The sequence below is a fragment of the Oryzicola mucosus genome (assembly GCF_014534685.1).
Taxonomy (GTDB): Bacteria; Pseudomonadota; Alphaproteobacteria; order Rhizobiales; family Rhizobiaceae; genus Oryzicola; species Oryzicola mucosus.
Genome location: NZ_JACVVX010000008.1, coordinates 101060 through 115587 on the forward strand (window position 1 = coordinate 101060; position 14528 = coordinate 115587).

Annotated in this window: 14 protein-coding genes; 8 read left to right on the forward strand and 6 right to left on the reverse strand. The window is 57.8% G+C overall.

Going from position 1 to position 14528, the window contains the following annotated elements:
• Positions 1 to 103: 103 nt before the first annotated feature.
• Genes ICI42_RS20220 through ICI42_RS20230 form a run of 3 tightly spaced genes read left to right on the forward strand, consistent with a single transcriptional unit; the run spans position 104 to position 2509 of the window.
• On the forward strand, positions 104 to 1249 hold the full coding sequence (locus tag ICI42_RS20220; protein WP_188166415.1) for a mandelate racemase/muconate lactonizing enzyme family protein: 1146 nt from the start codon (positions 104 to 106) through the stop codon (positions 1247 to 1249).
• Between the two features lie 58 nt (positions 1250 to 1307).
• Complete coding sequence (locus ICI42_RS20225; RefSeq protein ID WP_188166482.1) at positions 1308 to 2174, forward strand: DUF6772 family protein; 867 nt, start codon at positions 1308 to 1310, stop codon at positions 2172 to 2174.
• Entirely contained in the window at positions 2174 to 2509 is a 336-nt protein-coding gene (locus ICI42_RS20230; protein WP_188166416.1) for a hypothetical protein, read from the forward strand. Before ICI42_RS20225 ends, ICI42_RS20230 begins: the two co-directional genes overlap by 1 nt.
• 74 nt (positions 2510 to 2583) lie before the next feature.
• On the opposite strand, the gene ICI42_RS20235 is transcribed toward ICI42_RS20230, so the two are convergent.
• On the reverse strand, positions 2584 to 3369 hold the full coding sequence (locus ICI42_RS20235; RefSeq protein WP_188166417.1) for an SDR family NAD(P)-dependent oxidoreductase: 786 nt from the start codon (positions 3367 to 3369) through the stop codon (positions 2584 to 2586).
• A gap of 123 nt (positions 3370 to 3492) precedes the next feature.
• Here ICI42_RS20235 and ICI42_RS20240 point away from each other — a divergent pair, with 123 nt between their 5' ends.
• From ICI42_RS20240 to ICI42_RS20255, 4 genes are all read left to right on the forward strand, one after another.
• Entirely contained in the window at positions 3493 to 3711 is a 219-nt protein-coding gene (locus ICI42_RS20240; RefSeq protein WP_188166418.1) for a hypothetical protein, read from the forward strand.
• A 173-nt stretch (positions 3712 to 3884) separates the two neighbouring features.
• The gene (locus ICI42_RS20245; protein ID WP_188166419.1) at positions 3885 to 5489 is read left to right on the forward strand and encodes a putative bifunctional diguanylate cyclase/phosphodiesterase; all 1605 of its coding nucleotides are present in this window, start codon (positions 3885 to 3887) and stop codon (positions 5487 to 5489) included.
• The gene (gene kaiC / locus ICI42_RS20250; protein ID WP_188166420.1) at positions 5489 to 7207 is read left to right on the forward strand and encodes a circadian clock protein KaiC; all 1719 of its coding nucleotides are present in this window, start codon (positions 5489 to 5491) and stop codon (positions 7205 to 7207) included. The genes ICI42_RS20245 and kaiC overlap by 1 nt, the downstream gene beginning before the upstream one ends.
• Entirely contained in the window at positions 7207 to 7506 is a 300-nt protein-coding gene (locus ICI42_RS20255; RefSeq protein ID WP_188166421.1) for a circadian clock KaiB family protein, read from the forward strand. The genes kaiC and ICI42_RS20255 overlap by 1 nt, the downstream gene beginning before the upstream one ends.
• Before the next feature lie 238 nt (positions 7507 to 7744).
• Here the strand turns inward: ICI42_RS20255 and ICI42_RS20260 are convergent, their stop codons facing one another.
• The 5 genes from ICI42_RS20260 to ICI42_RS20280 all read right to left on the reverse strand — a co-directional run bounded on the left by ICI42_RS20260 (position 7745) and on the right by ICI42_RS20280 (position 12376).
• Positions 7745 to 8800, reverse strand: coding sequence for a quaternary amine ABC transporter ATP-binding protein (locus ICI42_RS20260; protein ID WP_188166422.1), 1056 nt, complete (start codon positions 8798 to 8800; stop codon positions 7745 to 7747).
• Positions 8793 to 9680 carry an ABC transporter permease gene (locus ICI42_RS20265; protein ID WP_188166423.1) on the reverse strand — a complete coding sequence of 296 codons (888 nt, stop codon included), beginning with the start codon at positions 9678 to 9680 and terminating at the stop codon, positions 8793 to 8795. The genes ICI42_RS20260 and ICI42_RS20265 overlap by 8 nt, the downstream gene beginning before the upstream one ends.
• A 97-nt stretch (positions 9681 to 9777) precedes the next feature.
• Positions 9778 to 10779, reverse strand: coding sequence for an ABC transporter substrate-binding protein (locus tag ICI42_RS20270; protein WP_188166424.1), 1002 nt, complete (start codon positions 10777 to 10779; stop codon positions 9778 to 9780).
• Between the two features lie 77 nt (positions 10780 to 10856).
• Positions 10857 to 11678, reverse strand: coding sequence for a pyrroline-5-carboxylate reductase family protein (locus ICI42_RS20275; RefSeq protein ID WP_188166425.1), 822 nt, complete (start codon positions 11676 to 11678; stop codon positions 10857 to 10859).
• The gene (locus ICI42_RS20280; RefSeq protein ID WP_188166426.1) at positions 11678 to 12376 is read right to left on the reverse strand and encodes a TetR/AcrR family transcriptional regulator; all 699 of its coding nucleotides are present in this window, start codon (positions 12374 to 12376) and stop codon (positions 11678 to 11680) included. Before ICI42_RS20280 ends, ICI42_RS20275 begins: the two co-directional genes overlap by 1 nt.
• Before the next feature lie 94 nt (positions 12377 to 12470).
• Here ICI42_RS20280 and ICI42_RS20285 point away from each other — a divergent pair, with 94 nt between their 5' ends.
• A complete protein-coding gene (locus tag ICI42_RS20285) occupies positions 12471 to 14507 on the forward strand; it encodes an NADH:flavin oxidoreductase (protein ID WP_188166427.1) in 2037 nt (678 codons plus the stop codon).
• The last annotated feature ends 21 nt before the right edge of the window (positions 14508 to 14528 follow it).

Sequence of the window (14528 nt, forward strand, 5' to 3'; positions counted from 1 at the left end):
GCGAATTCCAACTTAGCAACTAAGTTTGTCAGTTGCCAAGAAGATTGTTGCTCGCTAGAACTGCTTTCTCTAACGACGGCAAAAGGGAGGAACCTTCAAGCCAATGGATGCTGAGAATCCTCAAGTCTCCGATGCAATTCGCATTGTTGATGTCCTTGCCCATCCGCTCAGCCAGACGTTGCCAAAGCCCACCGTCACGTCCTGGGGCGTCTACAGCCAGGTGTCGATCGTGCTGGTCGAAATCCGGACGGATGCGGGCATCATCGGCGTCGGGGAAACGCTCGCGCGATTCTCGCCCAGGGCCTATGTCGAGCTGATCGAGACATCGCTAAAGCCGAGGCTCGTGGGCCAGGATGCGCGCAACATCGGCGGGTTATGGCAGTCGATGCGCAGGTCTCTTTCAGGCCGCGCGGGAGGCATGCTGATCGAGGCGATTGCCGGCGTCGATATTGCATTGTGGGATATTCTCGGCAAGGCCACCGGTCAGCCGATCGCCAAGCTGCTGGGAGGCACCGGTAGGGACAGGATCGATGTCTATGCCGCGGCCGTGAACTGGGTCGACGATGCCGAGGCGGACCGCGAGCTCGAACGCTACATCGGCGAAGGATTTCCCCGCATCAAAGTCAAGATGTCAAATCCAGTCAGAGACGCTTGCCGCCGCATCGAGCGGCTGCGCAAACGCGCCGGAGACGACATCGACCTCTGTGTCGATGCCAACTGGGCCTACACGCTGGACGAAGCGGTCGAGGTCGGACGGGCCCTTGCGGCCAACGGCTATTTCTGGTTCGAAGAACCGCTGCCGCCGGAGAACGAGCAGGGCTATGAAGAGCTTCGCAAGCGGTGCGACGTTCCGCTCGCTGCCGGCGAAAGCAATTTTACTACCGACCAAGCCCAGCGGCTGGTAGCGAACCGGACATTGTCCATTCTGCAACCCGATGTCGCCCGCGCCGGCGGTATTTCGGAGACAAGGCGGATGGCAGACTATGCGGGCGTCCACGGCGTCTCTTACGCGCCGCATATCGGCATGTCCGGCATCCTCTGCGAAACAGCGAGCGTTCATCTGGCTGCCGCCCTGCCGAATTTCCGGGTCATGGAGTGCGAATGCGACATGAGCCCGTTCAAGCGCGATCTCGCCGATCTGGCGCCGGGCTGCGTCCGTCAGAAAAACGGTACGCTGGACGTTCCTACCGGCCCAGGCCTTGGCATAGAAATTGACTGGGACGCCGTGCGGCGGCTCCGCATACAATGAGGTCAGACATTCCATGACGATATCGACAGCCCTTTCCTTCGCCGAGATGAGCGAGGCCATGCGCCTGGCTCAGTTACGGGCCGACCCTAGCCTCAGCCGTTTTGACCCGCTGCCGCGTATTGTGTCGTTCGACGATTTCTCGCGCGGTCACTGTGGTTGGTCGCAACTCGTCGGCAACTATGAAGATGACCTCGACACTATGCTGCCCGGCTACGCGCAGCACTCCAGCGCCATGTTGTCGACGCTGGGGCATTGGGACGCCGGCTCGCATGGCGGCCTGGATTCATCCTATGCGCTGAAGATTGCCACCCGTCCGAAGCCCGGTGCGCAGAACGTGGCGATCAAGCGCCACACGTTTCGTAAACGAGGGCCGATCCGGTTCGAACTGTTCTTCACCTTCAAGCCGGAGGCAAGCGAGCTGAAACTATCTGAGACCGACGTGCGCTCCATAGGTTTCCTGTTCGATCTGCAGGGCGGCGACCGCGATGGAGACACCGAACGCGTCATGCCGCATTTGCGGTTTCTCAACGCTCTGAATGGTCAGCACCTCCAGAAATGGCAATACAAGCGCGAGACCACGCATTTCACGCCTATTGGCAGTGAAGAAAAGACACTCAGCCATTATCATCTTGCCCCGGAAGGCTGGCTCGACCTGCCGGACGGCGAGCAACGGCTGTGCTACAATGAAATCCCGACCAAGGTGAACTGGAGCTATCTGCGTTTCGACTATGACCTTGAAACTATGACCGCGTTGGGCCTGCAGTGCAACGACCGTAGCTTCGACGTTTCGGGTTTCGAGTCTATCCGCATCCCGGCGATGAAGAACCTGTGGTGCATGCTCAATTTTTGCCTGTTTGCCGAGACGGATGTGGCCAAGCGGGCCTTTCTCTATATCGACTCAATATGCATTTCGGGGGATTTCTGATGCTGCCCGAAAACATCACCGCCATCGTCGCGCGGAATGAACGTTGGAGCGGCGAGGCCGCGAGTGAACCCTATGAGGCCGGCTGGGCGCGTGAAGCCATTTTCTTCGTACGCGCCCTCAAGCAGCCTTTAGGCCGGGCGCCGACCGCTTGGGTCGAAATCTCTCCCGACGGCATGCGCTGGGTGCGGGAGGGCACGGAACTGGCCATGCCCGACAAGAAGGATGGGATTGCCGTCGCGCGGCTTTCCCACTTTGGCAACTGGCTGCGCGTCGCCACACATTTCGACAACGGTGCGGAATGCACCGTCCTGGTGACGTTGCATCTGAAGGCCTGAACGCTGTTCAGCGCTCAGGTTTCAATATCTCAGGACCGTTCGGTTTCGAACGATCATGAAAGATCGTCTCAGAACTACCGGAACATCGATCCGCCGTCCGTGTCGAGCGCTGCCCCGTAGACGAAGCTGGCCGCATCGGAACACAGGAACAGGATGGAGGCGGCCATGTCGTCGGGCCTGCCCATGCGGCGCATCGGCAGATTGCCGGCGATGCGGTCCTTCAGCGACTGTTCGATATGCGAGTGCATTGGCGAGTCGGTCGGGCCGGGATTGAGCGCATTGATACGCACTTTCCTGCCAGCCAGTTCGCGCGCTACCGATTTTACGATCGACAGCGTGCCGGCCTTGGATGCCGCATAAGCGGTATCGGCGATCAGCCCGCCACCGCCATGCACGCCTGCATCCGATGCCACGCAGACGATGTTGCCGCCTGAGGAATTCTCGACCATGCGCTTGGCAGCGCCCTGAACCGTGAAGAAGGTGCCCAGCAGGTTGACGCCATGGACACGCTGCCAATGCGCCCAATCCTGCTCAAAAATGCGCTTTGCCGTAATGATGGCCGCGCATGTTACGAGATTGTCGAGATGACGAAGGTTGGCATCGCAATAGGAGAACATCGCGTCGATGCTTTCCGGGTTGCTGACGTCGACAGCGACCGTGTGCACTTTTGCGCCACTTTCCCGCAACTCGCCGCCGTAGCGGTCCAATCCCGTTTCGTCCCGATCGGCCATCACCACCTCGGCACCCTTTGAGGCGAAGGCCCTCGCGGTTTCCAGCCCCATGCCGCTTGCGGCGCCGGTTATCAGCACCGTACGGCCAGCAAAGCAGTCGGCGGCAAAAGTTTTATAGGTGTCGAGCATGTAAGGTCTCCGAGGGAATGCGCGTACAATTTCAGGTCTCCCACTTGGAAGTTGCCTATCCGCGGAAGCCGAGTCGCTCAGAAACTTAGATGCTAAGTTTGATAGTTGTAAAGACCGATATGTATGTTCCTGCTTTTTGATCCTGAAATCCACGCCTCCGAGCAGACACGAAAGCGCACTTCAGCACTGGCCTCCAATTTGAAATCGGTGCGCGAAAGTGGTGATCAGGACGTGGAGGTGCGCATGGCGCTGCGCGCTTCAGTCCAATCTCCCTCTGCGAATAATGGACTTGGGAAGCTCAATGGTCGCCATCCGCAATGGCTCAAGAGAATCACCAGATAACTTCGCTTCATCAAATCAATAATCGAATATTACATCTTGGCATCTAACGATTGCTATTTGGCAGCTATCGAATGTACTCATTACGTATGGGGGTAACAGTGCTGGAGCAGACCGGAGGCGAACCATTGTCAACGGCGCCCTATATGCGTGGGTTTATGCTACGGGCTCCGAGAATGGCGCTGGCGGCTGTTGTTCTCGGCATGGCTGTTGTTGTTGGATATGTTCTGGGATGGGAGCGCTTGTGGCGCCCTTTTCCGGGTGGCCCGGCAACGCACCCTTTAACCGCGGTGTGCTTCATTTTGTTGGGGCTTTCCGCGCTTTTGACCCGTCCCACTCAGGCAAGTAATCCAAGCGCGGCATTGGCGTTTCTGGCAGGGACTCTCGCCGCGGTCCGGATGTTGACGATGGCGACCGGGCAAGACGACGCCTTCCAAGCCTGGTCGCCGTTTGGCGATACCTTGGCAATGGGAGCCGCCGCTGGTCAACCCATATCGATGGGGTTGGGGGCATCGATTATGATCGTTTTGCTCGCTGTTGGCCTCTGTCTTGTGCGCTGTCGGCTTCCGGTTCTATCTCAGGTCATGGCGGTGGCCGCCGCCTATCCGCCGTTGTTCGCTATAGTCGGATATGTATATGGAGTGGATGATTTCCGTGGCCTTTTTTCGGGGATGACGCTCGGCATGGGTACGCTCTGTGTCGGTGCGGTCCTCGGCCGCACTGCGCACCGAGGCCCCCTTCGCAGTCTGCTTGCGGCAGGATCGGGAGGTCGAGAAGCTCGTCGCCAGGTTTTGCTTTTGGTGGGGGTGTGCTTCGCCTTGGGATTTATTGCTACGAGATCGGGTTTCGACCAGGAGGCGAGGATACTGGCTGTAGAGACCAGCGTCGCCGTGCTCGCGATCGTTTTGGTGTTGCTGAATGCCACTCACCGACTGGACAGAGCGGTACTTCGCCGTAAGGATGACGCATTCGTAAAGCCCCCCCTAGTCGCCGATCTCAAAAAAGCTAGGAGCCGGGGCGAGATTTTTCTCGTCTATCAGCCGCAAGTCAATCTCGCGGACGAAGAGGTTGTTGGTGTGGAAGCCCTCGTACGGTGGTCGCATCCAATTCGTGGGCTGGTATCTCCGAACGAGTTTATTCCGCTCGCCGAAGCGCATGGCTTGATCAACTCCCTTGGGTCCTGGGTGCTCGAAGAAGCCTGCAGGCAGGCGGCGAGTTGGGATGAGGACGTGCTGAAAGGAGTGGCGATCTCCGTAAATGTCTCCCCGTTGCAATTGGCGGCCCCTGGATTCGCGGACATGGTGCAGCAGATCGAACATAAGACGGGCCTTGCAACGGAACGGCTGATCCTTGAAATTACCGAAAGCTCGATGGTGCGGGATAACGAGCGCGGATTTCGGCTTCTGGATGAGTTACGCAGGCGCGGCGTACACATTGCGATCGATGATTTTGGGACTGGCTATTCCAGTCTTTCCTATCTCAGAGATCTTCCCAGCGACTATCTCAAAATCGATCGATCCTTCGTGCGGGACGTTCCGGGCAAACCGGAAGCCGAGGCGATCGCGCGTGCTGTTGTTGCCGTCGGGAAAAGTCTTGGCTATCAGATCGTTGCCGAGGGGATCGAAACAAGGCAGCAGGCGGATTTTCTACAGAGTATTTGGTGCGACAAGGGCCAAGGCTATCTTTATGCTCACCCGATGCGAGCCGGGGAACTTGCCGATTGGGCGCGAAAGCGAACACGACGTGTGGCCGAGACGTCGCCGCAGCACATGGAGGTGTAATGGTCGAGCCTGTTGGTACTGGAACTTACGACAGAAAGCTTAGGACGGGCATAGATGGCTTCGACTGCATGTCGGAAGGAGGCCTGCCGGTTGGAAAAGTCTCAGCGGTGGTAGGAACCGCTGGCGCCGGCAAGACGGTGTTTGCCATGCAGAGCATGATCCATTGTCTCCGCTCCAATCCCGGCGTAGGCGTTGTGGTGTCATTCGAGCAGTCGACCGCGAGCCTGACGGCAGACCTCGCTTCCTTCGACTGGAACGCGGCAGAACTTATCGAGCAGGGTCGTTTGATCGTGATCGACGGGCGACCGCGAGCGGATGTCCTGTTCAGCGGCGCCTTCGACATCTCCGGATTGCTTGCAATGGTCGAGGGCGCAGCGGCGCCTGATCGCCCGGCTTGCGTGGTCTTCGACGGGATCGACACACTCATGACTCTGTTGAGTTCATCTTCATCCCAACGCTTGGAGTTGTTGCGCCTTCAAAACCATATTCAGTGCCTTGGCACCACGGCGATTCTAACTCTCAAGGCCAACCCCGCTACAAGCGGTGGGTTTGAAGAGATTGCGCTGTATATGGCCGATTGCGTGGTGGAGATGAGACGTGAAGGACAGGATAGCGTTTCCCGACGCAGCATATGGATTCAGAAATACCGTGGTTCAGGACATTCTTTGGCGCGAGTGCCGTTTATTGTAACATTCAAGGGGGTGGAGGTCGAAGGCGTCGACTCCAGGCCGAATACTGCGCAGGTCTCGAACGATCGCCTGTCCATGGGCGTTACGCAGTTGGACGAAATGCTCGGCGGTGGACTTTTCCGCGGCACGAGCACGCTGATATCGGGCGCACCAGGTACAGCGAAAACGACACTAGGCTTGGCTTTTTTAAACGCTATGTGCCAGCGTGGGGAGCGTGCACTTGGCATTTGTTTCGACGAGCGGCCTAACGAGATCGTCCGAAACGTCTCCTCTGTCGGGATTGACCTCACGCCGCACATTGCATCAGGATTGCTCCATCTGCACGGCATCGCCAACCAAACAGCAGGCCCGGATGAGTTTGCTTATGAGATAGCGACAGCGATCCGGCAGCACCGTGCTCGCCATCTCCTCATCGATCCGATATCCGTTTTCACCCAGGAAGCTCCCGCACAGAATGCCGTACGCCGCATTATTCAGCTGTGCAAGCGCGAAGGTATTACGGTCATCCTGACCAGTCTTCTGGATCGCAACGCGCTCGAGGCGGAAGCCTCGCGTTCCTACGTCTCAACGATTTGCGACACCTGGGTTCACTTGACTTATGTGATCCACGGTGGGGAGCGGAATCGTGCCTTGACCATTATCAAGTCCCGCGGAACTGCCCATTCAAATCAGGTTGGAGAGCTTTTGCTCGACGATAACGGTCTTACGATAGCGCGTACCTATACGGAGGAAGGCGAAGTTCTCATGGGTTCGCTGAGATGGCAGAAGGAAAGAGCCAACGAGCAGGCCATCCGCGATGCGGAAGAGGAGGCGGCCCGCCATTACAGGGAGGCTGAACAATCTGTCGAGGAACTTTCAGGACGTGTCACATCCCTTAGCAACGAGTTGGAGGCAAAGCGCGAAGAGTTGAAGCGACTGTCCCAAAAAGCGGCCATGATCACCCAACTGGAACGTGAAAGACGGTCTCAACTGTCGCGCCTGCGGAGTGCTGGCGAACCAATCCAGCAGGCCGTGCAGGAGGTGCCATAATGGGGGAGGCCTGGAATGATCGGCAGGATACGTCCGACGACAAATCTACGCTGGAACTCTATGTCGCAGGTGATAATCTCAATTCGCGCCGCGCCGTCGCCAATCTTGATGAAGTAGTCAGGCGCCTCGACGTAAAAACAAAGGTGCTCATCGTCGACGTGTTGAAAGAGCCTAAAACCGCCTTCACCCGCCGTATATTCGTGACACCATCGTTGATTTACACTGTCGGGGGACGTCAAAATCTTGTCGTTGGCGATCTTTCTGATGTCAATGGCGTGCTTGAAAAGCTGAGGACTTAATTCGGGTCCGCCGTGTCATTGTCCGGCTGCGGTCGTCATAGTAGCAGTGCCGGGGCCTTCGGGCGTGAGAAACAGTGATGCCTCGACCCGGTTTCTTCCATCGTGCTTTGCCTGGTTTGGTCGCTCGAAATGGCGGTGGAAGAGCGAAGATTGAAGCCGGCCTGTGGGTCGGGCGTTTCTCGGGGATCGAATTGCTGGCTACAGATTCCGAACACAGCATCGGCATCAGTTCGCAATCTCAATGAAGGGCACGCTCCGTCGTCAACATGGCGTTCATGACCTCACGTAGACTGATGGTGCCTATGGGCATGTTTGCGTCATCGACTACAGTCAGCTTGTCGACATCGTTCTGCCTGAAGACATAAGCGGCTGCTTCCAGTGTCGCTTCCCCGGCAATGGAAACGGTCGAGCGGCTATCGCCGTCTCCAAGTGGCGCCATCGCCGATGCGACGCGAACGACACGGCCGCGGTTCACCTCCTTCACGAAGGAGGCGATGTAGTCATCTGCGGGTCTTAGGACGATATCCTGACTGTTTCCCTGCTGAACGATCTCGCCGTCCCTCAAGATAGCGATACCGTCCCCCAGTCGAAGGGCTTCATCCAGGTCATGCGTGATGAAAACGATAGTTTTGCGGATTTCCTTCTGAAGGTCGAGCAATACGGATTGCATGTCGGCTCTGATCAACGGGTCGAGCGCGGAAAAGGCCTCGTCCATGAGCAGGATCGGGGCATCGTTGGCCAACGCTCGTGCCAACCCGACCCGTTGCTGCATGCCGCCCGACAACTGGTTCGGGTAGCGGTTCTCGAAACCTGTCAAGCCGACGCGGTCGAGCCATGTCATGGCGGCTTCGACCTGTTTGCCACGGGGCAGGCCCTGTACTTCGAGGCCGTATACGGTGTTCTCCAGAACGGTTCGATGCGGCAGCAATCCAAATTTCTGAAAAACCATCGCCGTCTTGTGACGCCGAAACTCACGCAGATCGAGTGGAGTAAATTTGACCACATCCGTCCCTTCCACCAGGACTTGACCGGCCGTGGGATCGATAAGGCGATTTATATGCCGGATCAAAGTCGACTTGCCCGAGCCCGACAATCCCATGATCACCTGAATCGAGCCGGCCGGCATGTCGATGTTGATGTCCTTCAGGCCCAGCACATGTCCGTGCTTTTCGAGCAACTCGGTCTTGGACATCCCGCGTTGAACCTTGTCGACATATTCAAGTCCCGACCGACCGAAGATTTTGAAAAGGTTGCGTATTTGAATGCCGGTGCTGTTTCCGCCGGTGTTAACCATGAGCCACCTCCATGTGCCTCTGCAGCCGACGGCCGTAGGCCTGGCTGACCCGATCGAAGATGATGGCTATGCCGACAATCGCTAAGCCGTTGAACATGCCGAGCGTGAAGTACTGGTTCGAAATGGCTTTCAAAACCGGCTGTCCAAGTCCTTGCACCCCGATCATCGCAGCGATTACCACCATGGCCAGCGCCATCATGATGGTCTGGTTGATGCCTGCCATGATGGTTGGCAGTGCCAAAGGCAATTGGACCTTGAACAGCCGTTGCCACCCCGAGGAGCCATAGGCGTCGGCGGCTTCGAGCACATCCTTGTCGACAAGGCGGATACCCAGATTGGTCAACCTGATCATTGGCGGAACCGCGTAGATGACAACGGCGATAAGTCCGGGGACGCGACCGATGCCAAGCAGCATGACGACGGGGATCAGGTAGACGAAACTTGGCATCGTCTGCATCACATCCAAAATTGGATTGACCGTGTTTTGCAGCCTGTCGGAGCGCGACATGGCGATCCCGAGAGGAAGGCCGACGGCAATGGCCAGCACCGTGCAGACGAAGATCATCGAAATGGTCTTCATGGTGTCGTCCCACATGTCGAAAAAGCCGATCAAGAGGAGCATCACCACACATCCAAGCGCCAGCTTTACACTGCGGCTGGCGAGCCATGCCAAGCCGGCGATGACGAGAATGACGATTGGCCAGGGAGTGCGCGTCATGATGCGTTCGCACTGGATGAGGAAGAACTGGAGCGGTTGAAAGAAGGTTTCTATCCCCCCGCCATAAGTGCGGGTGAACGTCCGAAAACCTTCGTCGATGGATTTCTTCAGCGCGGTCAGTGACGCATCATCGAGATGCGGGAATGTGCTTAGCCATTCCATTGCTTACACCCCTCTTTTTTTATGATTTTGGTTTCGGACTTGATTGGCCCGTCACAGTATTGGGACGGGCGGCAGTGTCTGCCGCCCGTCCAGCTTGTCAGAGGCTAGCCTTGATCTTTTCAGCGGCTTCGGGAGACACCCACTTGGTCCAAAGGTCCTGATTCTCCTGCAGGAAATGCTTTGCGGCTGCTTCGCCCGTCGCCTGGTTGTCCGTCATCCACGCCATAAGCTTGTTGACCGTATCATTGCTCCATGAGCGCTTGTTCAGGTAATCCATGACTTCCGGGCCGGCGCGATCGGCGAATGATTTTGCGACCAGAGTGTAGACCGGATCCTTAGCCCACGCATTTTTCTTGGGATCGGGGCAGTCGGCCACCGTTATGCAGCGCTTCCATTCGGCGGCATCGACGGGAACGCCGGGGTCCAACTGCACCATTTCGTATTTTCCGAGCATAGCGGTCGGCGCCCAATAGTAGCCGAGCCAGCCCTGTTTGCGCTCGTAGGCCTTGGCCATCGAGCCGTCCAGACCTGCCGCGGAACCCGTATCCACAAGCGTGAAATTCGCTTTCTCGGCGTCGAAGGCCTTGTAGAGTTGAGCGGTTACGACCGTTCCGCCCCATCCCTGCGGACCATTGTAGATAGCGCCTTTGCTGGGATCTTCCGGGTCAGGAAAGAGCTCGGGATGCTTCAACGCATCTTCGATGGTCTTGATGTCAGGGTTTGCGTCTGCGAGGTACTTGGGGATCCACCATCCCTGCACGCCTCCGTCCGGCAGCGCCTGCGCGGCCTTGACGATGGTGCCTTCCTTCAGACCGCGCTCGACGACCTCAGGCTGCAGGTCGATCCATGCTTCCGGTGCAATGTCGGGCTGACCCTTTTCCGACATCGAGGTCAAGGTCGGTACCGTATCGCCGACCGTAATCTCGGCGCTGCAGCCATAACCTACATTGAGGATGTACTTGTCCAGGCTGGACAGCACTTCCGCGCTTTGCCAGTTCATGCTTGCAATGGACACTTCACCACAATCGGCCGCCGACGCGGCGGATGCGAGACCGAAGCTGGCGAAGGCCAGGCAGGTTGCGAGTAAGATTCGTTTCATTCTCTATGTTCCCATTTTATTCGCGTCAGTCGTTTGAAGGCCGCGGCGACGCTTCCGCAGCTTCTGTTCCCTACCGACTATCCCGCAGGCTTGTCGGCAGATGCTGTCATATCTGCGACGGATAATGCCGCAGCTCGCAATCCGGCGTGGACCGCATCTGAAAATCCGGCTCGGATCATTTCATGCAAAGCTGCTGCCGTAGTTCCTCGATAGTTCAGAAAACTCTCCACAGTGGAATTGGGCATGAACTCATCGCTGTCGATCAATCTGCTTGCCCCGCAAACCACGCCACGAACCGCTTTTTCTGCAACATGCGACGGTATCCCGGCGGTCTCGGCGTGAGACAGCATAGAGCTTGCAAGCAAAGCTGGGAATGCCGGGCCGGATCCGCTGAGCCCGGTCAGATAGTCGAGGTGCGCTTCCATTCCCACTTCGTCTTCTTCGCCGCACGCGGCCATGAGCGAACTGACGAAGAGACGATCTGATGCGGTTACGTTGCCGGTTGCGACCCATGGGCTGTAAGAGCGGCCTATCTCGGCGGCGGCGTTCGGCATTGCACGGACGATGCGATCAGCGTTCAGTCGCCGCTTGAGCGTCTCCAGGGAAATCCCGGCCATGACGGAGATGACCAAACGGCCTTCCAAGTTGAGGGAAATGTCTCGGAACTGGTGCGGTCTGACAGACAGAACGACTATGTCTGCGCGACGGGAAAGTTCTTCATTGTCCGCCGTCCACACGATTTCCGGCCAGTTTGCGAACCGGTTACCTCGTGGCGACCGAGAGGAGATGATGAGCAAGGACTTTGAACTAAGCACCCCCGCCGACAATCCCCGCGTCGCAATGGCGCTCCCCAGCCAACCGGCGCCGCCAACGATGCCCACAACGGCCGAACCGTCCATCAAACGAATTCCTCGGCACCTTGTTTAGCATTGAGCGTGAATTTGTGACGCGATGCAAATCTCTCCATTTCGCGGCGTTGCGGAGCCTGACCGGTATAGATTTCCACATAGGAGGGTATGCGCTTCATCCGCACTGCGAGGTCCTCCTTGGTGTTCATGGAAATATAGCCGATCTGGACAAGATAGATCGTCCGCGCACGGACCTCGGCTGCCAGTTGCGGAAAGCCGAAACGCACGAACATTGCCGTCAGCGCGGAAATCCTTGCTTCGTCGGCTCCCTTTATTTCGGCGGCGACTGCAGGCGACTGGAGAGCCCAACTCCGCACTGCGAACTCGAACTGGGAGTCGAACAGGGATTGATCGAGCCAGCAGTCGAAAACGTTCAGCATGGCTTCGGCTATCGTTTCGGCGTAGGCGTCGCAGCGTTGCTGAATGCTCGCGGTATTCCGCGCCTTCCAACTCTGCAGAAGAGCGTCGAGAAGCGCTTCACGGTCGGCGAAAAACCAATAAAAGCTCGTTCTCGACAGATTAAGCTTCTTGGCGAGGGGAAGTATGCGTACGGCATCGACCCCGGCATCGATGAAGGCGTCATAAGCGCTTTTCAGCCAGACGTCCTTTGAGCCGCGCCACACTGTCTCGTTCAAATCTGCCTCCCGGCAATTCCACGTCGACCGGCTGAGGATGCATCGGCGGAACATCTGTGTCAACCGAATAGACGGCTGTATACGTTATCTTGACAGCACTGTACATTTTAGGATTTTATCGCCTGCATCCGTTGTCAAGGCAGGTAAAATGTCCGGCGATCCACTGCTCCAGCCCTACCAGCTCAAGCATCTCACCTTGAAAAACAGGATAATCGTAACGTCGCACGAGCCTGCTTACCCGGAGGACGGTATGCCGAAGGAGCAATACCGCGCCTATCATGTCGAACGCGCTAGAGGTGGGGTGGCTTTGACGATGACGGCGGGGTCGGCTGCGGTGTCGCGCGACAGCCCCCCGGTATTCAACAACGTCCTGGCCTATAAGGACGAGGTCGTTCCATGGCTCAGGGACCTTGTGGACGCCTGCCATGAACATGGCACGGCGGTGATGATCCAGCTGACTCATCTCGGTCGCCGCACGCGCTGGGACAAGGGCGACTGGCTGCCTGTTTTGGCTCCGTCGCATGAAAGGGAGGCCGCGCACCGGGCTTTTCCGAAGAAGATGGAAGACTGGGACATTGCACGGGTCATCAAAGATTTCGCCGATGCCGCCGAACGCATGAAGGCTGCCGGCATGGACGGCATCGAGCTCGAGGCCTATGGCCACCTCATCGATCAGTTCAATTCACCGCTGACGAACACGATGGATGCCCCCTATGGCGGCGCGCTGGATAACCGGGCGCGGTTCATGTTCGAGGTTTTGCGAGCGATCCGCGACAGGGTCGGGCAGGAATTCATCGTCGGTATTCGCTATACGGCCGATGAAAAACTTGGCGGGGGAAACGCCAAGGACGAAGGCCTTCAGATATCCAAGCGGCTCAAAGATAGCGGGCTGATCGATTTTCTGAACGTGATCCGCGGACACATCGATACCGACGCTGGCCTTACCGACGTGATCCCCATCCAGGGCATGGCCAATTCGCCACATCTCGATTTTGCCGGAGAGATCCGCGCGGCTACTCAATTCCCGACATTTCATGCGGCAAAGATCCCAGACGTTGCTACTGCCCGGCACGCGATCGCGACTGGCAAGGTGGATATGGTCGGCATGACCCGCGCGCATATGACCGATCCGCATATCGTTCGGAAGATTATGGAAAAGCGCGAGGACGAGATACGCCCTTGCGTCGGCGCGAACTATTGTCTCGACCGGATCTACCAAGGTGGCGCAGCCTACTGCATCCACAACGCCGCGACGGGGCGGGAACTGACAATGCCGCATACGATTCCGAAGGCCTCGACCAGACGAAAGGTCGTGATCGTCGGTGCCGGACCGGCTGGTCTGGAGGCGGCGCGTGTCGCAGGCGAACGCGGCCATGATGTCGTCGTGCTGGAGGCCGCCGGACAGGCGGGCGGCCAAATCCGGCTGACGGCCCAGAGCCCTAGGCGCCACGAGATGATCAGCATCATCGACTGGCGGTTGGCCCAATGCGACAGGCTTGGTGTCAAGATCCGTTACAATCTGTGGGCGGATACCGACACGATCCTCGCCGAGCAGCCTGACGTGGTGATCGTCGCGACCGGCGGGTTGCCTCACACGGATGTTTTGTCGAGCGGAAACGACCTGGTCGTGTCGTCGTGGGATATCATCGCGGGCGATGTGAAGCCGGGGATGAACGCCCTTGTCTATGACGATGCTGGCGACCATGCCGGCCTTCAAGCGGCGGAGGTCATCGCGGCATCGGGAGCCAAGGTCGAGATCATGACTCCCGACCGGGCGTTTGCGCCTGAGGTGATGGCGATGAACCTGGTGCCCTACATGCGATCGTTGCAAAAGCTCGACACCACTTTCACGGTGACGTTCAGGCTGGAGGAGGTTCGCAAGGACGGCAACCAGTTACTGGCCGTTATCGGCAGCGACTATGGCGGGGTTCGCAAGGAGCGGACATTCGACCAGATTGTCGTCAATCATGGCACGATTCCGCTAGACGAGCTGTATTTCGAACTCAAGCCGATGTCGCGAAATCTCGGTGCCGTCTCTCATGGAGATCTCGTAGCAGGTCGGCCCCAATCGCGCGTCGACAATCCGGATGGGACTTTTCAGCTCTTTCGCATCGGCGATGCGGTCGCTGCACGCAACACGCATGCCGCTATCTACGACGGTTTGAGGATCGCGAAAGACATCTGACGATCGGATCGGCCGAATTCA